The sequence below is a fragment of the Parasphingorhabdus cellanae genome, assembly GCF_017498565.1.
GTDB classification, from domain to species: Bacteria; Pseudomonadota; Alphaproteobacteria; order Sphingomonadales; family Sphingomonadaceae; genus Parasphingorhabdus; species Parasphingorhabdus cellanae.
Map to the genome: position 1 here is coordinate 151027 of NZ_CP071794.1, position 23881 is coordinate 174907.

Consider the following 23881-nt stretch of genomic DNA (forward strand, 5'->3'; position numbering starts at 1 on the left):
CAGACAAACCTCATTAGTCTTTGGATATAGAACGTAATCCTAAAGGTCAGGTTTACGCCGCGTTAGTTAAGTGCAAACCATAGTAGCCAAAGCGACAACAAAGCCTAGTTTTACTGATCCAGAAAACTGCGCATTTTCCGGCTACGGCTTGGATGTTTCAGCTTCCGCAGCGCTTTTGCTTCAATTTGTCTGATGCGTTCGCGTGTAACACTAAACTGCTGACCCACTTCTTCAAGCGTGTGATCGGTATTCATGCCGATACCAAAGCGCATCCGCAGAACGCGTTCTTCGCGCGGGGTCAGGCTAGCGAGAACGCGAGTTACGGTCTCTTTCAAATTGGCTTGAATCGCAGCATCAACAGGAATGATCGCATTTTTGTCTTCAATGAAATCACCAAGATGCGAATCTTCTTCATCACCAATAGGTGTTTCCAAGCTGATCGGTTCTTTGGCGATTTTCATGACCTTGCGCACTTTTTCAAGTGGCATGGACAGGCGCTCGGCCATTTCTTCCGGTGTTGGCTCACGCCCTTGTTCGTGAAGGAACTGGCGTGAGGTGCGGACGAGTTTGTTAATCGTCTCAATCATGTGGACCGGAATACGTATCGTACGCGCCTGATCCGCGATCGACCGGGTGATTGCCTGACGAATCCACCAAGTTGCATAGGTCGAGAATTTGTAGCCGCGGCGATATTCAAATTTATCGACTGCCTTCATCAGGCCGATATTGCCTTCCTGAATCAAATCCAGGAATTGCAGGCCGCGATTGGTGTATTTTTTGGCGATGGAAATAACGAGCCGCAAATTGGCTTCAACCATTTCCTTCTTGGCAATACGCGCTTCGCGTTCACCCTTTTGAACCATGTTGACGATGCGGCGAAACTCTTCCAGCGACGTCCCGGTTGCGGCCGAAATATCTGAAATTTCTGCGCGGATACGCTCTACCGATACAGCTTCTTTCTCAGCGAAAGCTGCCCATTTCTTATCGGTCTTGGCCATGCTTGCCAGCCAGCCATCATCCAGTTCATGACCAATATAGCCTTCCAGAAAGGCACGGCGTGGTACCTTGTGACGCTCGGCCAGACGCAGCATTTGACCACCAAGAGCAGTTAGGCGACGGTTAAACGAGTAAAGCTGATCGACCAGAAATTCGATTTTGTTTGCATGAAATTGCACACTTTCAACCAAAGCCGTCAGCTCTTCGCGCAGGTTGTGATATTTTTTTTCTGATGCTGCCGGGAAATCATCACCGACGGCAAAAGCATCCATGCGGGTATTCTGCAATTTCGAGAATTTCTTGAAAACAGACGTAATAGTAGCGAATTTTTCCAAGGCTTCCGGTTTCAATGCCTCTTCCATTTGCGCCAGGGAAAGGGTGTTATCCTCTTCCTCTTCTTCAACAACGCGCTTGGTACGGCGTTCTGTCAGTTCGTCTTCATCATCGCCTTCGCCTTCAGCGGCTTCCGGTTCATCTTCGACTTCGTCATCATCCTTGAATGACGGGCCAGCTGTTTTCTCGCTGATCTCCCCGTCATCATCGTCTTCATCTTCAAGATTTTCCGGAACGGGATCTTTGGAGAGCATGGCATCGAGATCAAGAATCTCACGCAGCTGCATCTCGCCATCATTCAGCGCGGTAGACCATTCTATAATAGCGTTGAAAGTCGTCGGACTTTCGCACAGGCCCCAGATCATCGTGTCGCGGCCAGCTTCGATACGCTTAGCAATGGCGATTTCGCCTTCGCGGCTGAGCAATTCTACAGCGCCCATTTCTCGCAGATACATGCGCACCGGATCATCGGTACGATCGCCAGCTGCTTTTTTAGGCGCTGCAGCTGCCGGTGTTTTCTTGTCCTTGTCTTTGCCGTCGATAGATTCGACTTCATCGCCGCCCATTTCTTCAGCGGCTTCATCGTCATTCTCGACGATTTTCACGCCCATGTCGGAAATGGATGACATCACATCTTCGATTTGCTCACTGGACATTTGGTCCTGCGGCAAGGCTTCGTTTAATTCATCATAGGTCAGATAGCCGCGCTTTTTTGCCTTCGTGAGAAGTTTTTTAACCGCGGAGCCATTCATATCAATAAGTGGTGCGTCTTCTGCCGCAGCTGATTTTTTTGCTTTACTTGCCAAGTTTCAAGGCCCCTAAAATTAAAAACTAATCTTCAAAGTTCACACAATTCACACGATGTCGTCTACTTGGGTGATCTCAACCAATCGTTCATGAAATTCCTGCTTTGCCTGCCGCAATCGTTGCTGTTCCGCATAGCTTTCTTCATCAAGATTATCCTGCACCCGTCTTGTTGCTTCCGCCAAAGCCGCTTCCAGTCCCGGTCGCGCTGTGATCACCTTTATCGCTTCTGCCAAATCATTCTGTGCCCGTTCGATAACATCCGACGGGGCATGATCTGGCATTTTGCGGTTGAAAGTGAAATTCAGCGCATCGGCCCGTAACAGCCCTTTTGCGACATTATAACAATCTGTCTGTTCCAATATGGTAAGAAGGCCCTGCATATCAAGCATTTCTTTACGCATTGCAGCACGAATTAACTCGGACAAAAGGGCCTGCATCTGCGAATCGGCAAGTCTGAGGACGGTTAGCTCTTCAAAATGCTTGGAAATCTGCGATGGATGGCGCATCAAACCACCCAAAATTCCTTTTGCAATCCTCAGGTCGTAGCCGTCGATTAAAACGGACTTCGTATCGTCCATTGGCTTAAAAGGGACATATGGAGATTTGAATCCACCTTTTGAGGGGGTGAAAGGCCGCTGTCTCGATTGATTATCGCGCTTCGCGAAAAAGGCATTTTCATATCGTTCTTGAAAATCCTGGCGATAATGCTGGGCAATGTCCTGATCGGCAATGTCGCGCACATGATGGGACAGACGCTTTTTTAAACCAGCTTTGGTTTCCGGAGTGTTGAGTGGTTCGGCCTCAAATTCGACTTGCCAGATTTTTTCGCCAAGCATCTGAGGCTGATCGATCAGCGCACCAAATGCCTGCGGCCCCTCAGAACGAATTAAGTCATCAGGGTCTTGTCCTGCGGGCAAGGCGATGAAATTCAAGCTGTGAGAAGGGCGTAGGATAGGTAATGCGCGCAGAGCAGCGCGCATGGCGGCCTTTTGCCCGGCATTATCGCCATCAAAACAGAGTATTGGCGCTTCTACCATTTTCCATATGCGTTCGATCTGATGTTCGGTGAGTGCGGTGCCGAGTGGTGCCACTACATCCTCAAAACCTGCTTGCGCCAATGCAATGGCATCCATATAGCCTTCGACCACCAATATCCGTCCGGTCTGGCGCGATGCGGGAGATGCCTTGTCGAGATTATAGAGCGTGCGGCCCTTATCGAACAAGGGCGTGTCGGGAGAATTGAGATATTTAGGCTCGCCATGGCCCAATATTCGGCCGCCAAAGGCAATGACCCGCCTACGCGGATCGCGGATCGGGATCATCAACCGTCCCCGAAAACGATCATAAGGATCGCGATCGTCAACCTTGATAAGCAGGCCAGCTTCCACCAGCTGATCAACGCCGTGAACAGAAAGTGCTTCCTTCAGCCGTCCGCGTGAATCGGGCGCAAAACCAAAGCCGAAGTCCCGGATAGTCTTCTCTGAAATACCGCGGTTCTTGAGATATTCCCGGGCAGCAGCGCCTTCTATTCCATTAAACTGGGCAACAAACCAATCCTGAGCTGCCGCCATGACGTCATGTAATGTGGCACGTGCTTCTTGCCGCTGCGCAGCCCGCGGATCGGGGGCAGGGACCTCCATCTGTGCCTCGGCCGCCAGATCTTTTACCGCGTCCATAAAACCGAGACCGCGTTGATCCGTCATCCAGCGGATGGCATCGCCATGCGCGCCGCAACCAAAGCAATGGTAAAAGCCTTTTTCGTCGTTGATGGTGAAGCTGGGTGTTTTTTCATTATGAAACGGACAGCAGGCCTTAAACTCTCGCCCCGCCTTCTGTACTTTCACCGTCCGGCCGATCAGCGTCGATAAAGTCGTCCGACTGCGCAGTTCGTCAAGCCATTGCGGAGAGAGGGTCATAGGCCTTGAATCAGCTCAACGCTGCCTTCACCAGACCGCTGGCCTTGCTCATGTCGATTTCACTGCCGTGACGGGATTTCAGTTCCGCCATTACGCGGCCCATATCTTTCATCGATTCCGCACCAAGCTCTGCCTTGATGCCATCTATCAGCGCCGCCGTATCCGCCTCGCTCAACTGGGCGGGCAGAAATTCCTCAATCACGGAAAGTTCCATTTTCTCGCCCTTGGCCAGTTCTTCGCGGCCACCTGATTCGAACATATCGATAGATTCGCGCCGTTGTTTGGCCATTTTCTGAAGGACGTCGGTGACCATGATATCGTCATCAAGCGTGCTATCCTTGGTGCGTAGCTCGATATCCTTGTCCTTGATCTTCGCCAATATCGCCCGCGTAGCTGCAGTTCGATCCTTGTCACCAGCCTTCATGGCCGCAATTTGTGCCGCTTTCACGTCATCGCGAATCATAGCGTTCCCCGTAATTTTGGAATAAGCTACCAACATAGCCGCAACTTATTTTTTTTCATAGATTGCAGGGTGATTTTTCGTCCCCTAGGCACGGCGAAATTTGCTTGAAGCGCAGGAGCATGGGGCTCCTGCCATATTAAAGGACAATGCCCATGACCGACACCAGTATCCCCGCCGCTCCCAAGGGCGCCACTGGGATATTGGTATTGGCCGATGGCACTATAGTATGGGGCAGGGGCTTTGGTGCGACAGGCTCTGCAGTAGGGGAAGTGTGCTTCAATACCGCGATGACCGGTTATCAGGAAGTAATGACCGATCCGAGCTATGCTGGTCAGATTGTCACCTTTACCTTTCCTCATATCGGCAATGTCGGCACCAATGATGAGGATGTTGAAGCCGATAGCCCGCATGCGCTGGGCTGTATCGTGCGCGAAGACGTTACGGAGCCGAGCAGCTTCCGGAATAACAAGCCATTTGATCAATGGATGGCTGACAATGGCCGCATCGGATTGGCCGGTGTCGACACACGGGCCTTAACGCGCCGGATCAGGGAAGCTGGCGCGCCCAATGCAGTTATTGCGCATGATCCTGATGGTCGGTTTGATATTGATGATCTGCTTGCGAAGGCCCGGGATTGGGCGGGGCTTGAAGGCATGGATTTGGCCATCGAAGTGACGGGGCATCAGACCAAAATCTGGGACAGTGGTATTTGGCGACTGGGACATGGCTACGCACCGGTGGAGGATATGGAGACAAGACCGCATGTTGTGGCAATTGACTATGGCGCGAAACGGAATATCTTCAGAAATCTTGTGAAGGCTGGCGCAAAAGTCACTGTTGTTTCTGCACAAACATCGTTTGATGATATTATGGCTCTAGAGCCAGCGGGGGTTTTTCTGTCCAACGGTCCTGGCGATCCAGCGGCCACCGGAGAATATGCTGTTCCGGTGATCAAGAAGTTGCTCGGCAAAAATGTGCCCATTTTCGGCATCTGTTTGGGACACCAGATGCTGGCACTTGCAGCTGGCGCAAAAACCACGAAAATGTTTCAAGGGCATCGCGGTGCCAACCATCCGGTGCAGCGGCATGAAAATGGTACGGTTGAAATTACCAGCATGAACCATGGTTTCGCCGTCGACAGCGCAACGCTTCCCGACGCGGTGGAGGAAACCCATACCAGCCTGTTTGACGGCAGCAATTGCGGCATATCCTTCAAGGATAAACGCGCCTTTGGCGTACAATATCACCCCGAAGCCAGCCCTGGTCCTCAAGACAGTTTCTATCTGTTCCAAAAATTTGTCGGAATGCTCTGACGCGCATGATTGTGAACCAAAAATCATCCAATTGGATAGAAAATTCAAAATTGGCCGGAAAAGTAAAATCGAAACAGTGACAAACCACCTTAAAAATTGCGAAGGGGATCGAGCAGGGTTCGTGCCGTTCTATTCACATTTTCTATGTGATGAGATCTACGCAAATATTAAGGAAAAACATAATGCGGAAATTTCTCGTAATTTCGGCCACGATCCTATTCGCGGCCTGCACTCCTGTCAAAGAACAAGCGATGACGGAATGTATGACGCAAGCCGACGCCTTTCCGAGCTCTATAGACCCAGAAAAAATCTGTACCTGCATGACCAAGGATATTCCCGAGGATGCCAACACAGCGGATGCCAAAAAAGCCATGATGGGCAGTCTGCAAGCGTGCACCAGCGAAATGGTCGACGATATGCTCAAGGCTGGATTGCCGGAGGTCGAGGATACCTCCAAAGCGGAATAAAGCAGCTTTATCTATACGTTAAAGGCTCTCTCCGTCCCTCTGGCGCGGAGAGAGCCCCTTTTTTACGATCAGCAGTTCTATCATCGAAAGCTCTGAAAAACCGCGGCTTTCGTTGTGAGTAATGGCTATATGCATCTGCTTATCGGACTATCTGCAATCCTGCTTGGCAGTTGTAAGGCGGATGCCTTGCCTGGCGAAGAAGCTCCGATATTGAATGACAGCGGACCTGATGCGCGCTCCGAAGCAGAGGCCAATGAATATCGGTCAGCGGGTGAGCGCTATGCGGGGATTATTCGTAAAGAGTGCAAGGTGGACGACACGGTCGTGCGGTTCGACAAAGCAGCAGATGGCTCTGGCAGCTATTTGTGGATATTGCCCAATCCAGCGCTCGGCGAGAAATTTACCTGCGCCCTGCGCGCCGCCAGAACCTATGGTGTCGACTGGACGCTTGCGCCTTATGGCAAATGGCCAGCGAAAAAGGATATTGATAGTTGTTACGACCAGATTGATTTTTCCGGTTGGCCCGGCGGCCAGCGGACGGATTGCGACACCATGGCGCTGACCCTGCAAATGGCCCGCATGGATGGCGTGCTGATCAACATTTATGCGGAGTTAGATGCCCGAAAAATCGATTCCCATAGGCTACAGCAGGCGCAATTGGCGTTCAAAACCTATGCCGAAAAAACCTGCGCCATCGCGAGCCGCACAGAATCCGCGCCGTCGGCTGAATCCAACGGCCTGTTTTGTATGGCTAGACTGACATCCAACCATATTCAAATGCTGCTCGACAATCCGGTGGAACTGATGCTGAAGGACGCGATGAACAAAGTGGACAAAGGCAATGAAGTCACCCAATCCCGGCTTGACGAAATAACATTCAGATGCGGGCTACCGCAGAGCGCTTTGACGCTGGAGGCAGGCAATCAGGTGCGTTTTGAACCGCCCAAAAATATGAAATTTGAACCGGTTGATTGCGCATTGGGCTACATCCGCACATTACCGGGCATTAAATTTGGCTTTGTCGGCAACGAAGTGTCTTTACCCAAGGAGGGCAATAATGAGCGCAATTGATCCCGCACATCTGGCCGAAGAATGGGCGACGGATGACGAAATCCTGAAAAACATGGCGGCAGGCGGCGATCTGGACCATGTGGTGCGCGAGATTAATGTGCAATTTGTTGGGGCTGTTGCAAACCTCAACAAACTGAAAAATGACGCGAAGAAACTCGGCTTTAAATCTGCCTATGTCGAAAAGGACGAAGGCGAGTGGCAGATTGAATTGCAAATTGATGCCGATACCCTTCAGCAAACCATAAGAGAGCTGACCCGCAAATGCCTTGAAATTGAGCAGGATTATGACATTGACCACGATGGTTGGGGGTGTTTTTCCTGTAATGAAAATGGACCGATATCTGATGAGAATCCGGCGTGATCGAGGGCTTTTCGATATCAGGAGAAGAAGATCAATGGCTCATTCTATCGCGTACTTCCAAACGGGATATGCCATTGGTTGTAAGATCGAGGGAAAATCAGGCCGTTAGGGATCATGCTGAGGCGGTTGGTTTGGTTGGAGTATCTTATATCGTAGATAGATCAAGGCTTGTAGACAACGGGATGTTCTCAAACGAAGTGGCGTCTAAGCTCTATGACATTGAAGACAGTCTTTTGGATCGGATCGACAATCTCAATTTACCACTTTTTGAAATTGCGGTTATCAGTGGAGAAGGAAGAAGAGTTATCTGTTTTGCAGCAGAGAGCTCCGATCAACTCACAGATTGCGTGGAATATGTTGGTGTATCCGACAGCATAAAATTCGAGATTTTGACCAGAACTGAGGCTCATTCTATTTTTCCGGTATTGATTCCAACTGACGCTGAGGTTCAATTAAACGGAGACGAGTCGGTTATAAAGGCTCTGTCAAAACAAGGCGATGACGGTTCTGTTCCCAGGAAGGTTGAGTTTTGGTTTTACGGGGCTCGTGAAAATATGATGGCCCTAAGGTCAGAGTTGCTGGAGTTGGGGTGTTCATTTGAACGTTGGCTCGAAGACGATTCCGGATTGGTGATGGCAAAAGAAATGCGAGCTGATTATCAAAGTTTTGCAGCACTGACGCCGCAACTGATTTCAATCGCGTCGAAATTCGATGTGACTTATGATGGTTGGGAAACTGTTGTGGTCCAATCTTTGTCTGGAAACTCAAATTCTTCGTCTATCTTCCGCCGTTTACTTAAAAAGATCCACTAAATATGCCAAAAAGAACTGACATAAAATCCATCCTGATTATTGGCGCTGGCCCGATTGTTATCGGACAGGCTTGCGAATTCGATTATTCGGGGACACAGGCCTGTAAGGCGCTGAAAGAGGAGGGATACCGGATCATCCTGGTCAACTCCAATCCGGCGACAATCATGACCGATCCGGAAATGGCGGACGCGACTTATGTCGAGCCGATCACGCCGGAAATTGTTGAGAAGATCATCGCCAAAGAACGCCCGGATGCGGTGCTGCCGACCATGGGTGGGCAGACGGCACTGAACACCGCGCTGACGCTCAACAAAATGGGTGTGCTCGAAAAATATAACGTCCAGATGATCGGCGCGGACGCTGAAGCCATCGACAAGGCCGAAGATCGCGAGAAGTTCAAGGCGGCGATGGATAAGATCGGGCTGGAAAGCCCACGCTCCGCCATTGCGCATAGCGAAGAGCAGGCGCTGGAGGTGCTTGAGGATATCGGGCTGCCCGCGATCATGCGGCCCAGCTTTACCATGGGCGGTACCGGCGGAGGGGTGGCCTATAACCGCGAAGAATTCATTCACTATATCAGAACATCGCTGGAAGCCTCACCAACCAATGAAGTGCTGATCGACGAGTCACTCATTGGCTGGAAAGAATATGAGATGGAGGTTGTCCGCGACAAAGCCGACAACTGCATCATCATCTGTTCGATCGAAAATGTTGATCCCATGGGCGTGCATACCGGCGACTCGATCACGGTCGCGCCTGCGCTGACTCTGACTGACAAAGAATATCAGATTATGCGCAACGCCTCTTTGGCTGTCTTGCGAGAAATCGGAGTGGAAACAGGCGGTTCCAACGTACAGTTCGCAGTTAATCCAAAGGATGGACGGCTGGTTGTCATCGAGATGAATCCGCGGGTTTCGCGCAGTTCGGCGCTGGCATCAAAGGCCACTGGTTTTCCTATTGCCAAGGTCGCGGCGAAGCTAGCGGTTGGTTATACGCTCGACGAAATTGATAACGACATTACCGGCGCGACCCCGGCGAGTTTTGAGCCGACCATCGACTATGTCGTCACCAAAATCCCGCGCTTTGCCTTTGAAAAATTCAAAGGCGCGGAGCCTTTGCTGGCCACTGCGATGAAATCTGTCGGTGAAGTCATGGCGATAGGCCGCAATATTCATGAATCACTGCAAAAGGCGCTGCGTGGTCTGGAGACCGGGCTGGACGGATTTAATCGTGTGGAAGCGCTTATGGGCGCGCCGCGGGATGAGATTGCAGCGGAGCTAGCACGGCCTACGCCGGATCGGCTGCTGGTCGCAGCGCAGGCCATGCGTGAAGGCTTTAGTGACACTGAAATTCATGAAATCGCGCATTATGACCCCTGGTTTCTGGCACGTATCCGCGAAATCATCGATGCCGAACAGGATATTTTGGACAATGGCTTGCCCAATGCTCCGGAAGCACTCCGCAAACTAAAATCCATGGGTTTTTCCGACGAACGGCTCGCCAAGCTGGCGGTCGATGCCGTGCATGTTGCCGGCGGGGCAGGGCGTGCTGTTGCTGGCGGACATGGGCTGGTTCATGACGCCGTTGCCGCCATGGCAGGAGCCACGACCGAGAAAGAGGTGCGCGAGCTGCGCCACAAGCTAGGCGTGCGTCCCGTGTTCAAGCGGATCGACACCTGTGCGGCGGAGTTCGAGGCGAAGACGCCCTATATGTATTCGACGTATGAAGCGCCGATTTTTGGAGAACCGGAAAACGAAGCGCAGCCTTCTGATCGCCGTAAAGTCGTGATTTTGGGTGGTGGCCCGAACCGTATCGGGCAGGGGATCGAGTTCGATTATTGCTGTTGCCACGCCTGTTTCGCGCTGGCCGATGCCGGTTTTGAAACGATCATGGTCAATTGCAATCCGGAAACCGTTTCGACCGATTATGATACGTCCGACCGGCTTTATTTTGAGCCGCTGACGGCGGAAGATGTGCTGGAAATCCTGGCTGTGGAGCAGAGCAAGGGCGAACTGGTCGGCGTGATCGTCCAATTTGGCGGGCAAACGCCGCTCAAGCTGGCCTCTGCGCTCGAAGATGCGGGAATCCCAATCCTTGGCACGACACCGGATGCGATTGATCTGGCAGAAGATCGGGAGCGTTTTGCGAAGCTGGTCAATGATCTGGGCTTGAAACAGCCCGAAAACGGAATGGCGCGGACGGAAGAAGAAGCGGTGAAAATCGCGGAACGCATCGGCTATCCGGTATTGATCCGGCCGAGTTTCGTGCTCGGTGGACGCGCGATGGAAATTGTTGATGGTCCGGCCCAACTCGAAGACTATATCAACACCGCCGTGCAAGTATCAGGTGATCAGCCTGTTCTGGTTGACCAATATTTACGCGATGCCGTGGAAGTGGACGTTGACGCGATTTGTGACGGTGATGAGGTCGTGGTTTGCGGTGTGCTCCAGCATATTGAAGAAGCTGGTGTCCATTCAGGCGATAGTGCCTGCACCATCCCGCCTTACAATCTCAGCGACGAGATTATTGCGGAGATGGAACGGCAGGCAGAGGCCTTGGCCCTTGGTTTGAAAGTGCGCGGCTTGATGAATATTCAATTCGCGGTGAAAGATGGCGAGGTCTATCTGATTGAGGTCAATCCGCGGGCGAGCCGGACGGTGCCCTTTGTCGCCAAGGCGATTGGTGTGCCGATTGCAAAAATTGCGTCGCGTGTGATGGCGGGCGAGAAACTTGCAAATTTGCCGCCGATTGATAGGCACATCGACTATATTGCTGTGAAAGAGGCTGTTTTTCCCTTCAACCGTTTCCCGGGAATTGACCCTATTTTATCGCCAGAGATGAAGTCTACCGGGGAAGTTATGGGCATCGATAACAGCTTCGCAATTGCCTTCGGTAAAGCGCAATTAGGCGCGAATAATCACTTGCCGGATGGCGGAACACTATTTGTTTCTGTGAAAGAAACGGACAAGAAGGTGATTGAGCCTGCGGCCCGTTTGGCTGAGAAGTTGGGATTCAAAATTATCGCAACCAGCGGAACCGCTGATTATCTGACCGATAAGGGCATAAAGGTGGAGAAGGTCAATAAAGTGGCTGAGGGCCGGCCGCATATTGTTGACCGGATTATCGATGCGGAAGTTGATCTGATTTTCAACACGACTGAAGGCTGGCAGTCGCTGAAAGACTCTAAATCGATCCGGGCAGGGGCGCTGAACGGCAAAATTCCCTATTACACGACCGCCACGGCCAGTGTAGCGGCGATGGAGGCAATTGCGGCCATGCGCGACGAGACTCTTGAAGTTCGTGCGCTTCAGTCTTATTATAAGGCTTCGCAGACTTAATCCCCGACAATCTGTCACACTGCGGGCGAGCCTTCACAGGGAGGGGCGCCGGGAACCTATTTTTGACGCAGTGGTGCTAAAAATCGCTGTGAATTGACGAAGAAAGGCCAAAAAATGGCTGTAGAAAAAGTACCGATGCTGGCTGAGGGTCATGCAAAACTGGAAGCCGAACTGAAGGCGCTGAAAGAAGAGCGGCCGCGTATCGTTGATGCGATCGAGGAAGCGCGCGCGCACGGTGATCTGTCGGAAAACGCTGAATATCACGCCGCAAAAGAGCGCCAGGGTCAAGTAGAAGCAACTATTGCCGATACAGAAGACAAGCTTAGCCGCGCGCAGGTCATTGATCCGACAACATTGTCTGGCGACAAAGCCGTGTTTGGCGCAACGCTGACCTTGCTGGACGAAGATGATAAGCCCGTGAAATATCAACTTGTCGGTCAGGCTGAAGCAGACGCAAAAGTTGGCAAAATCAGCTATAACAGCCCGATTGGCCGCGCCTTCATCGGCCGCAGCGTCGGCGAAGAGATTGAAGTCACTGTGCCATCGGGCGACAAATATTATCTGCTGGAAAAAATCGAGTTTATCTGATTTGACATGAACCTGCCGAACGGAAAACTAACTAACGGGCTGGTCATCGCAAATGTCGTGGTCTTCCTGTTGCTTTGGATTTCTGGACTGGAACAGGATGCAATTCTGCGTGGCGGGTTTTTCCCAGTCCGGTTGGGCGAGGGACTTCCCGAGTTTGATAGCATAAGCGGAATGGTGCCAGCATGGCTGACGCCTATGTCCTCGGCATTCCTGCACGGCGGGTTGATGCACATTGCGTTCAATATGCTGATGTTGTTATTTTGCGGACGCTTTGTTGAGCAGGCCCTCGGACCGCAGTTAATGGCGGTTCTTTATGTGCTGGGGGCTTATGCGGCTTCACTCGCAGAATTTATATTTAACAGTCAGTCGGTCATTCCCGTTGTCGGTGCCAGCGGCGCCATCTCTGCGATATTGGGCGCTTATGCGTTATTATTCGCTCGCAATGAGGTGAAGCCGGTAGGGCCTTTCCCGGGTCATGTGGTGCGTATTGCATGGTTGACGCTGGCGTGGATCGGCATCCAGGTGATGATTGGCATCGCCACGCGTGGAAGCCTTAACGGCATCGCAATTTTTGCCCATATTGGTGGGTTTGTCGCCGGTCTAGTCTTGACACGGCCGTTGTTGCAATGGCGCTTTAAGAACGCCTAGGTGCTCACTTCACTCTTCGACAGGCAGTTCTGGTTCGAGTATTTTGTGTAGATGCACGATGACATATTTCATCTCGGCATCATCGACAGTGCGTTGGGCATTGGAGCGCCAAGCTTCTTCCGCTTCTTCATAATTGGGATAAACGCCAACGAGATCGACCTGATCAAGGTTTTCATAATCCAGCCCGCGTGGATCTTTGACCCGTCCGCCCATTACCAGATGAATTTTGCTGCGCTCGCTCATACGTGCCCCGTTCTTTTAATTATTTGCCTGATTTGTCAGATTTAACCGCATCGCTTGCGGCTTCGGCGGCGCTCTTAGCAGCTTCGGCGACTTTGCCAAGCAGATCTTTAATTTGATCCTGAACACTGTCTTTGCTCAGGCCAAGATTATCAATCTGCTCCTGTCCGGCTTTCTTTGCCGCGCCATAGGCTTTTTTGGCTGAGTTGTTGATTTTTTTGCCAGCCCCGCCGACATATTTGGTTTCCGTTTTGCTTTTGGGTAACAGGGCGCCGATCAGCGCGCCGAGTGCCAAACCACCAGCGACCACAGCCAATGGGTTTTTGGTGATTGTTTCTTCCGATTTGCTAGCGGCAGTTTTGGCGATTTTTTTGGTCGCGGCAACGCCTTCGGCGGCTTTCACTTTTCCGTCACCCAATAAGGTTGCAGCACGCTGTTTACTCTCGGACATTTTTTCAAGAGCAATGCCTGTGCCTTCGCCCGCCTTTTCTTTAGCTAGTTCAAGACGTTCCCGAGACGCTGCGCGGGCTTTTTCTATGTTGTCGGATAATTTACTCATGGCTCACTCCTCAGCGTCGTTATTTCTCGCGCCATCATTGTCCGCAGTACGATTGGCAAGATAATTGGTTACCGGTTTGCGCAATGCCAGCAAAGCTGCGGCAGCAGCAACAGTAGCAACCTTTCCAGGATTATCTTTTACGCCTTGCAATGCGCTTTCGCCAGTTTTTTGAACCCGTTCCATCGCCTTATGTTTCGCTTCCTGAATTAGGTTGGAAGGACGTAACCGTTCTTTGGTCTCGGAGATGTCGTTCTTCACGTTTTCTCGCGCTTGCTCTTTTTCTATCGCAAGATTGCGCAGTTTGAATATATCATCATTTTTTTGGGTCATGGGTCATTTTCATCCAGAGGTAGTTTACGCGCCCTTTTAATTGCCATGTTCAGTAGTACCGTTGTCACAAGCAATGCGCTTCCCGTCAACAGGGCTGTTGCAGCTACAGGCCCCCAATAATGCGACAATATTAGCAATATTCCCAATATCAGCGCCACCAGGCCAGTGGCTCCAACTATGATTGCGACGCTGAACAGAAGCAAAACAGTCTTTGTTGCTGCCATATTTACGGATAATTTTGTCCGATAATATTCCAGTTCCGCTTCCGCCAACTTGCGGACGTCATCTACCAGATTACCGACTTGGTCTGTTATGGATTTATCGTCAGAATCAGAGGTATGAGCTGGCAACACTTCATCTTCATCAGGTGACGGCTGATCTTTTATGGCCACAATTTTATCGTCCAACATCTATCATCCACAATGATCCAACCAGCAATCGTTATACCGGGTCTAAGTGCGATCATCTGTTCCGGACTTGATCAGACGAGAAATGAGAAGTCCGACGACTGCAGCAGCACCAATTGCGACTGCCGGTTTTTTGCGGACAAACTCGCGGGCATCCTCAACCATCACATCGACGTCTTTGGAATTAACTTTTTCTGCGAAGGAGGAAACGGCATCAGCCGCAGAGCGGGCATAGTCGCCATATTTTTCACCAACATTTTCATCGATAGTTTTGGCGCTGTTCTCGATCATCTCACTCAATGTACCAATTGCTTCTCCGGCCTTCGCTTTGCCGTCATTGGCTGTTGAGCGGGCTTTGTTAATTGCACGATCTTTCAGATCATTCGTCGTACTTGCATTTGATGCCGCGGCTTTAGTCGCTCCGGCTTTCAAAGGAGCGGACGGTTTTGCGGCAGATGTTTTTTTGGTGGCGATTTTTTTAGCAGCCGGTTTCCGAGCAGTTGTCTTTTTTGCGGCTGCCTTTTTAACCGGTGCTTTTTTCACTGGCGCCTTTTTCGCAGGTGTTTTGCGCGTTGCTGTTTTCTTTTCCTGATCGACGGCCATATTTAAAATCCCTTCCTCAAAGCCCTTGCCAAATTGACATGATCGATACCTATACCGAACAGTCTTTCCCTTAAGACCAAATGGTGTCTAATCCCTATGATTCAAGGGCATATTACGTCATTATCACCATCTAATATACAGCTGGCGATTGCCACAAGCCTATCATATCGATAAGGGCTTTGCGATACGCAAACTTCCGCAGGAGTGTTCCAGAAAATGACCGCCATATTAGATCTTCACGCTCGCCAGATTTTGGATAGCCGGGGCAATCCGACTGTTGAAGTTGATATTCTTCTGGAAGATGGCAGTTTTGGCCGGGCAGCCGTGCCATCGGGCGCATCGACCGGCGCTTATGAAGCCGTTGAGCTTCGTGACGGAGACAAGAGCAAATATCTCGGCAAAGGCGTCCTGAAAGCTATTGAAGCGGTCAATGGCGAACTTAGCGAGGCATTGCTCGGCGTTGATGCTGAAGATCAGGAAGAAATCGACGCCATCATGATTGCGCTGGATGGCACCGAGAATAAAAGCCGTTTGGGTGCTAATGCTTTGCTTGGTGTTAGTCTTGCCGCTGCCAAGGCAGCCGCAGATGCGCGCGGGCTCCCTCTCTACCGTTATGTAGGAGGCGTCTCGGCGCGCGTGCTTCCGGTGCCGATGATGAACATCATCAACGGAGGCGAGCATGCGGATAACCCCATTGATTTTCAGGAATTTATGGTCATGCCGGTTGGTGCCGATAGTATATCAGAAGCGGTGCGTTGGGGGTCGGAGATTTTCCATACTTTGAAAGCGGGGCTTTCCGAAAAAGGACTTGCCACAGCGGTGGGCGATGAAGGCGGCTTTGCGCCCAATTTGGGATCGACCCGAGATGCGCTGGATTTTGTCATGGCATCCATCGAGAAAGCTGGATTCAAGGCTGGTGATGAAGTTGTACTCGCGCTCGATTGTGCAGCGACCGAATTTTTCAAGGATGGTCAATATCATATTTCAGGTGAAGGCAAGGTCTTGTCGCCATCGGAAATGTCAGACTATCTTGCTGAGCTTTGCAAAGACTATCCGATCAAGTCGGTCGAAGATGGCATGGCGGAGGATGATTTTGAAGGCTGGAAACTGCTGACTGATGCGGTGGGTGACACAGTGCAATTGGTTGGCGATGATTTGTTCGTCACCAACCCCGCACGCCTGTCCCAAGGCATTAAAGACGGTCTTGCCAATAGCTTGTTGGTGAAGGTCAATCAGATTGGCACGTTATCGGAAACGTTGGAAGCGGTGCGTATGGCCCACAACGCCTCTTACACGGCGGTCATGTCGCACCGTTCCGGCGAAACTGAAGACGCGACTATTGCTGACCTCGCGGTGGCGACAAATTGCGGTCAGATTAAAACGGGTAGCCTTGCGCGGTCAGACCGGCTTGCTAAATATAACCAACTGATCCGGATCGAAGAAGAACTGGATAGCATTGCCGATTATGCCGGGCGGTCAATCTTTCAATAAAGTCGCCTCATCCGCTTATTGCCTGAGTTAACAGATAAAAGTGTTAACACGCTTGCCAGCGAATCAATATTCTGATTCAAGAGAGAATATGGCCAAGAAAGAGAAAATTGGTGGACTGATTAAGGCGGCGCTCGGGCCAGGCTTTGCTTTGCTGACTCTGCTCGCCATTGCCGGTTATGCTGTTCTTGGGCCAACTGGCATCTTAGCTTGGGGTGAATATAGTACATCGTTGCAAGAACGACATGTTCAGCTCGCTGCGCTTGAATCAGAACGCGATGCACTAAAGAACCGCGTCAAGTTGCTCGATCCAAAGGGTGCGGATCCCGATTTGGTTGGCGAATTGCTTAGGAAAGAAGGCAATTTTGTCCACCCTGATGAGATTATCGTTCCGCTAAAATAGGCTTGAAAACCCAATCCAATTTTTTGTGTGCTTTCCAACGTATTAGGCTTGGGAATCTAGCCCTATCTGTTTATGGTATTGTGCATCTGAAATACAGGAAACCGTAAGCGTGGCAAAAACTCCCCAGAAAGCCCCATCAAAATCAAAAGCACCAGCAAAAGCTACATCGAAAAAAGCTCCGGCAAAGTCCGCCAGTCGGACGGCGGTGCTTAAGACACCGTCATATAAAGCTGAGAAGTCCGAATTGATGGAATTTTATGAGCAGATGCTGCTTATTCGGCGTTTTGAGGAAAAAGCAGGGCAGCTTTATGGATTGGGTTTGATCGGCGGTTTTTGTCACCTCTACATCGGTCAGGAAGCCGTCGTCACCGGACTGCAATCGGCAATCGAACCTGGTAAGGACAGCGTGATCACCGGGTATCGCGACCATGGTCATATGCTTGCTTGCGGTATTGATCCCAATATTGTCATGGCGGAGCTGACGGGGCGCGCCTCCGGAATTTCGAAGGGCAAGGGTGGCTCGATGCATATGTTCTCTGTCGAACATGGCTTTTATGGAGGTCATGGCATTGTCGGGGCTCAAGTTTCACTCGGCACGGGGCTAGCCTTCGGCCACAAGTATAAAGAAGATGGCGGTGTTTGCCTTGCCTATTTTGGCGATGGTGCCTCCAATCAAGGACAGGTGTACGAGAGCTTCAACATGGCCGAGCTTTGGAAATTGCCGGTCATTTTCGTAATTGAAAATAACCAATATGCGATGGGTACGAGTGTCAATCGCTCCTCTTCCGAAGATCAACTATACCGGCGCGGCGAAAGTTTCCGCATTCCCGGCGTGCAGGTCGATGGCATGGATGTTCTGGCCGTACGCGGCGCGGTTGAAGAAGCCCTGAAATATGTACGAGCCGGTAAGGGACCGGTATTAATGGAACTCAAGACCTATCGCTATCGTGGTCATTCCATGTCCGACCCGGCAAAATATCGCAGTCGCGATGAAGTGCAGGATGTACGCGAAAAATCTGATCCGATTGAACGCCTGAAAGCGATGCTGATAAAACAGGGTGTCAAAGAGGAAGATTTGAAAGCCCTCGACAAAAAGGTTCGCAAAACGGTGATGGAGGCGGCTGATTTTGCCGAAGAGTCACCAGAACCGGAAATGTCCGAATTATATACCGATGTTTTGGTGGAGCAATATTGATGGCAATCGAACTCAAAATGCCGGCGCTTTCGCCCACTATGGAAGAAGGCACGTTGGCCAAATGGCTCGTTAAGGAGGGCGATGAAGTTAGCTCTGGCGACATATTGGCGGAGATTGAAACCGATAAGGCGACAATGGAATTTGAAGCGGTTGATGAAGGCGTGATTTCGAAAATCATCATTGCAGAGGGAACGGATGGGGTCGCGGTTGGTGCTGTGATTGCGGAAATGACTGGTGAAGACGACGATGCTGCTTCCGACAATGGCGATAAAATATCCAAATCAGCGCCGGCGCCAGAGGAAAAAGCAGACAAATCCGAAGAACCGGAGGAATCAAAACCCGAGATTATGGACGAAGCGCCAGCAGCCCCCATATCTCGCGTCAACGACCCCGCTGTTCCTGATGGTACAGCGATGACCACCATCACCGTCCGGGAAGCGCTCCGCGATGCCATGGCGGAGGAAATGCGCAAGGATGACCGCGTTTTTGTCATGGGTGAAGAGGTCGCGGAATATCAAGGCGCTTATAAAGTAACACAAGGCCTGCTCGACGAATTTAGCGAAAAGCGGGTCATCGATACGCCGATCACAGAGCATGGTTTTGCCGGTATTGGTGCTGGTGCAGCTATGGGCGGATTAAAGCCTGTGGTCGAATTCATGACGTTTAACTTCGCGATGCAGGCGATTGATCATATTATCAATTCCGCGGCCAAAACCAATTATATGTCGGGAGGCCAAATGCGATGCCCGATTGTATTTCGTGGTCCCAATGGCGCGGCATCCCGTGTGGGAGCGCAACATAGCCAGAATTACGGGCCTTGGTATGCCAGTGTTCCAGGTCTAATTGTCATAGCGCCCTATGATGCGGCTGATTCCAAAGGCCTGCTGAAAGCGGCAATCCAATGTCCTGACCCCGTAGTATTTTTGGAAAATGAACTACTTTATGGCCGGTCTTTTGAAATTCCGGACATGGACGATTATACCCTTCCGATCGGGAAAGCGCGGATCATGCGTGAGGGGAATGATGTCACGATCGTGAGCTATTCGATCGGCGTTGGACTGGCGCTCGAAGCTGCAGATAAGCTAGCGGACGAAGGAATCGATGCCGAAGTTATCGATCTGCGCACATTGCGACCGCTCGATACCGAGACTGTTTTGGCGAGCTTGAAAAAGACCAACCGTATTGTCGTTGCGGAAGAGGGCTGGCCGACTTGTTCCATTGCCAGCGAGATTGTTGCTGTCTGTATGGAGCAGGGCTTCGATGATCTTGATGCACCTGTTACGCGGGTGACCAATGAAGATGTTCCGCTACCCTATGCTGCCAATCTGGAAAAAGCGGCACTGATTGACAGTGACAGGGTTATCACGGCTGCGAAAAAGGTTTGTTACCGGTAGGTTTAGATCAAGTGATCACAGCGTAACGATTGCACGTCCACCTTTCGCTAGCAGAAATGTTGCTGGCATTCTTCATCGCGTGGTCGTTGCGTTCACGGGCAACGAACGCACTTTCGTACCGAATGACGATATTGCCAAAAAAGCGGTCAGATATCAGTGGCTTGTAATCATATACGACTTCAACAAAATTAACTGCTGATGCTGGTGTAGCCGATATTTTTTTGCCGACTGGACCAATACCAGCGGATAGAGAAGAATCGTTCTCTCCGTCTCCCTCATTTCCATAGGTTGACGTATATGACGTATTGCCGCCGTAACATCTTTGCCAACGTATCCACTGTCCTTCATCAGAGCCAGTTTCCCCATTATGCTCAAGATTCGAAAGGATAATCCTTGCATTGGGCGAAAAGTCGATACTACTGCCGGTAAGATGGGCTCCCGTAAAGATCTCACGAATATCCGCTTCATCAATAGAATTTCGGACCCGTGATGCGTTATCAGCGACCAGCATGGCAACTTGACTGACCTGCAGATGTCCGACGGCCAGATTGGCTGTCTCCATTCCGGTGAGACCTACGGTCAACATGAATGGAGCGGTAAAAGCAAACTCAATAAGAGCGAGGCCGCTTTTGTCCTCGTGCAGCTTTTTGAGGAACCGTGTTGCACGGTTATCGGGGGAGAATTTTTTGAGGATAGAGTTTTTCAATATCGTCATTTTGTTTAAGCCTCGCACAATTCGGGGTCAGGGACCTGAGAACCATAAGGTTGGTTCCGCACGGCTGTAGCGTTGTAGCTTCGCATCGTTTTGCTGCCACCGAATAATCCAGCCAGTGGGAAGACACGCGGAGAATCAATAGTGATTTCGTAATTCACGATATCATCAGGTCCACCGGTTCCGCCGCGGCCTGTATTGATATCGAAAACACCATTGCCGTTACCGTCAAGATAGCAATCACCACTGTCGAGATTGCCGTCCCCATTGAGATCTTTCGTCAATTTTTCAGGCTTCCCGATGTTGGTAAAATCGAAATAGCTTCTGACGGAAACCGTTACGGTTGCATCCTTCAGCAATAGTGGATCGAGAGCGTCTTTTACCTCTGTCTCAATATCCGTCACCGATTTACCACCGACAGAAGCTTGACGAGCCACTTGATGCATTATGGATTTGGACATTGTGTCCAAATAGCCTTGATAGCCAATATCCATGATGCCCAGCAAAAGTGTTATCAATGGACCAGCTATCAAGCCAAATTCCATAAGCGTCGCGCCATTTTCGTCCTGGCTCAGCCGAGTGTTTTTTGTTTCTATGGTCATTAGTTCGACAACCTCAATCCGCCGATTTTCTGTGCAATATTTGCGAATGCCGCTTGCAAGGACGCTTTGTCGGTCGCTGCAGAAGCATTGCCGGGGCTACTGGCGCAGGCCAGCATATTCGGGGTGACATTGGTAACACCGAATTGCACCACCCAAATGGTCCAGCCTTTTGCTCTGGTGGCTGCACACATGAGTTGGAAGCGATGGGCTTGGAGATCTTCCAGCGTGCCATCGCCGGAATTTGCGGCTGCAATGCTGTCATCGAGCTTCTGAAATCCATAGGCCCCATAGTTAGTCTGTCGGATGACCATCGATCCATCGGTCATAAACACAACATGGCGGCCAATACTGAAGCCGTTAGGCGCAGATTCGTTCTCGGTTTTGAACAAGCCGTCAGCTGACAGTAATCTAGCACCCCAGATCATGCCGATGGTGTGGTTGGTGAAACCGCCGTCTTGCAACCCATCGATATAGCTCTGCAGATCGTTCGTAGAACCGTCATCATAGGTCGTGTAAGACTGAAGCTTCCGTGCTGGAGCTGGACAAGCCGCCGAATCTCCGCTCAGCGCGATTTTCGATCCCGATGTGGCCGGATTGCTTGATCGATCGTACTTCAAGTTCCTCCAGAACGGAGACCATTTAGTGACCGCGTTGGTCGGCAACAGATCTATCTGTAAATCATATGCGTCCGACGGAATCGTGGTTGTAGCCGTGGTTATACTATTGTCGGATTGGCGCTCGACGATACAACCGTCCCAACGTTCCAGAGCTTCTGCGCCTTCTGAAGGATTCTGAGCAGCTGGATTACCAGACTTGATTGAACGCACATAATCATAAACGTCATGCGTCAACTCATTATATACCCAATCTGATATCCGGAGAGCGCCTGGCTCCCATTTATCTACCTGAACAATGGGGATTTCTTCCGTCGATCTCGTGCGGGTGCGTTCGCATACCCGCCAATTTGCCGAGCCGGTAGCGCCAGCTGGTGGAGCATCTGTGCTTCCGTTCCAGCTTAGATAGCTGAATCTGTCCGTCACCACGGTTTTTATGTTTCCGGCTCTAGTCTCGGAAATAGCCACAGGGTTGCCGTCTGGATTGGGCACAAAATAAGTATCAACATTCAAATTTTCAGCATAGCGATCGGTACATTCCGGGCCATCCAATTGATTCAAAGACTCAACAAAATCGTTTTCTACCAGGGAATAGCCCGGAGCAGTTTTATCTTCGACTTCAAATACGGCTTGGCGAGTTTGGTAAGTCGCGCGTTCATTTACGTTACCACCAATTAGCCAGTCCGGATTGGCATCATAAAGAATTTCTCCGACATTGACTGTGCTGGAATAGGGAACAAAGCCATACCGAATTTGCTCACCGGTCGCTCCGCCTCCGGGCCCTAAAATACCATAGAAATCTTCAACCGCCACTTTAAGAGCATCAAGTCTGGAACCACCATCTGATACACTGTTCCCCATGGAGCCAGTAACGTCGAGCACCATCATGACGTCGACATTACCAACGTCCAAACGGCTAGAGCAATCGGTTTTGATGACCATGTTCTCGTAGCCGAAAACCCGCATTAGCGTCGTTTTAATTGTTGTCTGGGCTTGTCCCTCGACCACGCGCGCATCGGCGCCATCTTGGAAAACGAGCTTGTTCACCGATGCGACTGTTCCGTCTTTGTCCATCACGGTCGCGTCAAACTTCGTCGAACCGAAGGATTCCTCAGGAAAGTTAAAGTCAAAAAACTTCTGGGCTTCCGCGATATCTGCCGCCGTCATGGTATCTTGGGTCATATTACGCCGACCAGCCAGAACACCAGCATCGCAAGCCTGTTGCAGGCGGGCTTTCGCCATATAGGCGCGGCCCATATCAACGCCGCCGCCGACAAGGCCCATGATTGGGAACAATGCTGCCGCTGCCATTGCAAGAGTATTACCGGCTGCATCCGAGCGCAATTTTTGCAAAAATGACTTCTGCGATTTTATCTCGTTCTTCGTAACCATGCCCCTGGCCTTTGATCTGTGCGTCAAATTTTCACGCAATTGGATTTCAATTCAGCGTGTCTGATAGGGAGAAAAGGGTTAGCGGCGGACCAATGGCTTTGGTTAAAGCGATCTTTACCTTGATTTTCGACAGGAAACTGGCGACGGCGTCGTGATGAATGACGCCTTTTTACAATTGGATCCGTTGCAACGATTGGTTTTAGCCTATGCAAAACGCCAAGATCGTTCTCGCTATGCAATTGCTTTTGCACTGGATTCGAGATTTGGTCAGGTTATCCGCTCCACCTCTGAAACATTGATTGGACAAATGCGGTTAACCTGGTGGCGCGATATTTTAACCAAGCCTGTCAAAGACCGTCCGAGTGGCGAACCGCTAGTCGCATTGATTACCGAAGCGGAGCAGCAAGGAACCGATTTATTGCCTTTGATAGACCTTTTGGAGGGTTGGGAGTTTCTATTGGATGACTTTCCATGGAATGATCAGCAATTCAACCAATATGCAGTCAAGCGTGGGGAGGGTGCTTTTCAATTTGCGCTTGGCGCCAATAATATGATGGCTGATGATCAGAAGATGGGAGCGCAGGGTTGGGCGCTTTGGGATTTGGCCCGCTATTGCAGCGATCCAGATATGCGCCAACAGGCGTTTGAAAAATGCCAACGGATTTATGAATCAGTGTCATCTGTTCGTTTTGACAGTAGCGGACGGCCGCTCTCAATTTTCTGTAAATTAGCGCAAAGCGATGCAACAAAAGGATCGTTAGCAGCCGACCTTTATCGGCCATGGGTCGCTAGTAAGATCATTTGGCACGGCGTTACCGGCTGTTAACAC

24 protein-coding genes are annotated in these 23881 nt (G+C 50.8%); 13 read left to right on the forward strand and 11 right to left on the reverse strand.

Going from position 1 to position 23881, the window contains the following annotated elements:
* Window positions 1–110 precede the first annotated feature (110 nt).
* From rpoD to J4G78_RS00720, 3 genes are read right to left on the reverse strand one after another with little or no spacing between them, the layout of a single operon-like run.
* The gene (gene rpoD / locus J4G78_RS00710; RefSeq protein ID WP_207987985.1) at window positions 111–2135 is read right to left on the reverse strand and encodes an RNA polymerase sigma factor RpoD; all 2025 of its coding nucleotides are present in this window, start codon (window positions 2133–2135) and stop codon (window positions 111–113) included.
* Window positions 2136–2183: 48 nt separating this feature from the next.
* The gene (gene dnaG / locus J4G78_RS00715; RefSeq protein ID WP_207987986.1) at window positions 2184–4052 is read right to left on the reverse strand and encodes a DNA primase; all 1869 of its coding nucleotides are present in this window, start codon (window positions 4050–4052) and stop codon (window positions 2184–2186) included.
* Between the two features lie 10 nt (window positions 4053–4062).
* Window positions 4063–4515, reverse strand: a complete 453-nt coding sequence (locus J4G78_RS00720; protein ID WP_207987987.1) for a GatB/YqeY domain-containing protein — start codon at window positions 4513–4515, stop codon at window positions 4063–4065.
* A gap of 152 nt (window positions 4516–4667) precedes the next feature.
* Between J4G78_RS00720 and carA the strand changes: the two genes are divergently transcribed.
* The 8 genes from carA to J4G78_RS00760 all read left to right on the forward strand — a co-directional run bounded on the left by carA (window position 4668) and on the right by J4G78_RS00760 (window position 13113).
* Window positions 4668–5828: a glutamine-hydrolyzing carbamoyl-phosphate synthase small subunit gene (gene carA, locus J4G78_RS00725; protein ID WP_207987988.1), complete on the forward strand. Its 1161-nt coding sequence runs from the start codon at window positions 4668–4670 to the stop codon at window positions 5826–5828.
* Window positions 5829–6010: 182 nt separating this feature from the next.
* Window positions 6011–6295: a hypothetical protein gene (locus J4G78_RS00730; protein WP_207987989.1), complete on the forward strand. Its 285-nt coding sequence runs from the start codon at window positions 6011–6013 to the stop codon at window positions 6293–6295.
* Window positions 6296–6409: 114 nt separating this feature from the next.
* Window positions 6410–7366 (forward strand): hypothetical protein, encoded by a 957-nt coding sequence (locus tag J4G78_RS00735; RefSeq protein WP_207987990.1) that lies wholly within the window; start codon window positions 6410–6412, stop codon window positions 7364–7366.
* Window positions 7353–7727, forward strand: a complete 375-nt coding sequence (locus tag J4G78_RS00740; RefSeq protein WP_207987991.1) for a ribonuclease E inhibitor RraB — start codon at window positions 7353–7355, stop codon at window positions 7725–7727. Before J4G78_RS00735 ends, J4G78_RS00740 begins: the two co-directional genes overlap by 14 nt.
* Entirely contained in the window at window positions 7724–8539 is an 816-nt protein-coding gene (locus tag J4G78_RS00745; RefSeq protein ID WP_207987992.1) for a ribonuclease E inhibitor RraB, read from the forward strand. Before J4G78_RS00740 ends, J4G78_RS00745 begins: the two co-directional genes overlap by 4 nt.
* A 2-nt stretch (window positions 8540–8541) precedes the next feature.
* Window positions 8542–11877 (forward strand): carbamoyl-phosphate synthase large subunit, encoded by a 3336-nt coding sequence (gene carB / locus J4G78_RS00750; RefSeq protein WP_207987993.1) that lies wholly within the window; start codon window positions 8542–8544, stop codon window positions 11875–11877.
* A 114-nt stretch (window positions 11878–11991) separates the two neighbouring features.
* Window positions 11992–12465: a transcription elongation factor GreA gene (gene greA / locus J4G78_RS00755; RefSeq protein WP_207987994.1), complete on the forward strand. Its 474-nt coding sequence runs from the start codon at window positions 11992–11994 to the stop codon at window positions 12463–12465.
* 6 nt (window positions 12466–12471) lie between these two features.
* Window positions 12472–13113 carry a rhomboid family intramembrane serine protease gene (locus tag J4G78_RS00760; protein WP_207987995.1) on the forward strand — a complete coding sequence of 214 codons (642 nt, stop codon included), beginning with the start codon at window positions 12472–12474 and terminating at the stop codon, window positions 13111–13113.
* Window positions 13114–13122: 9 nt separating this feature from the next.
* Here J4G78_RS00760 and J4G78_RS00765 read toward each other — a convergent pair whose 3' ends face one another.
* Genes J4G78_RS00765 through J4G78_RS00785 form a run of 5 tightly spaced genes read right to left on the reverse strand, consistent with a single transcriptional unit; the run spans window position 13123 to window position 15252 of the window.
* Complete coding sequence (locus J4G78_RS00765) at window positions 13123–13356, reverse strand: DUF4170 domain-containing protein (protein ID WP_207987996.1); 234 nt, start codon at window positions 13354–13356, stop codon at window positions 13123–13125.
* Between the two features lie 19 nt (window positions 13357–13375).
* Window positions 13376–13912, reverse strand: coding sequence for a hypothetical protein (locus J4G78_RS00770; protein WP_207987997.1), 537 nt, complete (start codon window positions 13910–13912; stop codon window positions 13376–13378).
* Window positions 13913–13915: 3 nt separating this feature from the next.
* Window positions 13916–14242, reverse strand: a complete 327-nt coding sequence (locus J4G78_RS00775) for a hypothetical protein (RefSeq protein WP_207987998.1) — start codon at window positions 14240–14242, stop codon at window positions 13916–13918.
* Complete coding sequence (locus J4G78_RS00780) at window positions 14239–14652, reverse strand: phage holin family protein (RefSeq protein ID WP_207987999.1); 414 nt, start codon at window positions 14650–14652, stop codon at window positions 14239–14241. The genes J4G78_RS00775 and J4G78_RS00780 overlap by 4 nt, the downstream gene beginning before the upstream one ends.
* 42 nt (window positions 14653–14694) lie before the next feature.
* A complete protein-coding gene (locus J4G78_RS00785) occupies window positions 14695–15252 on the reverse strand; it encodes a hypothetical protein (protein WP_207988000.1) in 558 nt (185 codons plus the stop codon).
* 216 nt (window positions 15253–15468) lie between these two features.
* Between J4G78_RS00785 and eno the strand changes: the two genes are divergently transcribed.
* The 4 genes from eno to J4G78_RS00805 all read left to right on the forward strand — a co-directional run bounded on the left by eno (window position 15469) and on the right by J4G78_RS00805 (window position 19732).
* Entirely contained in the window at window positions 15469–16743 is a 1275-nt protein-coding gene (gene eno, locus J4G78_RS00790; RefSeq protein ID WP_207988001.1) for a phosphopyruvate hydratase, read from the forward strand.
* Between the two features lie 88 nt (window positions 16744–16831).
* On the forward strand, window positions 16832–17143 hold the full coding sequence (locus tag J4G78_RS00795; RefSeq protein ID WP_207988002.1) for an FtsB family cell division protein: 312 nt from the start codon (window positions 16832–16834) through the stop codon (window positions 17141–17143).
* Between the two features lie 205 nt (window positions 17144–17348).
* A complete protein-coding gene (gene pdhA / locus J4G78_RS00800) occupies window positions 17349–18338 on the forward strand; it encodes a pyruvate dehydrogenase (acetyl-transferring) E1 component subunit alpha (RefSeq protein ID WP_243457348.1) in 990 nt (329 codons plus the stop codon).
* Window positions 18338–19732 (forward strand): pyruvate dehydrogenase complex E1 component subunit beta, encoded by a 1395-nt coding sequence (locus J4G78_RS00805; protein ID WP_207988003.1) that lies wholly within the window; start codon window positions 18338–18340, stop codon window positions 19730–19732. The genes pdhA and J4G78_RS00805 overlap by 1 nt, the downstream gene beginning before the upstream one ends.
* 7 nt (window positions 19733–19739) lie before the next feature.
* On the opposite strand, the gene J4G78_RS00810 is transcribed toward J4G78_RS00805, so the two are convergent.
* Genes J4G78_RS00810 through J4G78_RS00820 form a run of 3 tightly spaced genes read right to left on the reverse strand, consistent with a single transcriptional unit; the run spans window position 19740 to window position 23052 of the window.
* The gene (locus J4G78_RS00810; RefSeq protein WP_243457171.1) at window positions 19740–20447 is read right to left on the reverse strand and encodes a TadE/TadG family type IV pilus assembly protein; all 708 of its coding nucleotides are present in this window, start codon (window positions 20445–20447) and stop codon (window positions 19740–19742) included.
* 5 nt (window positions 20448–20452) lie between these two features.
* The gene (locus J4G78_RS00815) at window positions 20453–21046 is read right to left on the reverse strand and encodes a TadE/TadG family type IV pilus assembly protein (protein WP_207988004.1); all 594 of its coding nucleotides are present in this window, start codon (window positions 21044–21046) and stop codon (window positions 20453–20455) included.
* Window positions 21046–23052, reverse strand: coding sequence for a TadE/TadG family type IV pilus assembly protein (locus J4G78_RS00820; protein WP_207988005.1), 2007 nt, complete (start codon window positions 23050–23052; stop codon window positions 21046–21048). Before J4G78_RS00820 ends, J4G78_RS00815 begins: the two co-directional genes overlap by 1 nt.
* A gap of 154 nt (window positions 23053–23206) precedes the next feature.
* Between J4G78_RS00820 and J4G78_RS00825 the strand changes: the two genes are divergently transcribed.
* The gene (locus J4G78_RS00825; protein WP_207988006.1) at window positions 23207–23878 is read left to right on the forward strand and encodes a hypothetical protein; all 672 of its coding nucleotides are present in this window, start codon (window positions 23207–23209) and stop codon (window positions 23876–23878) included.
* Window positions 23879–23881 lie beyond the last annotated feature (3 nt).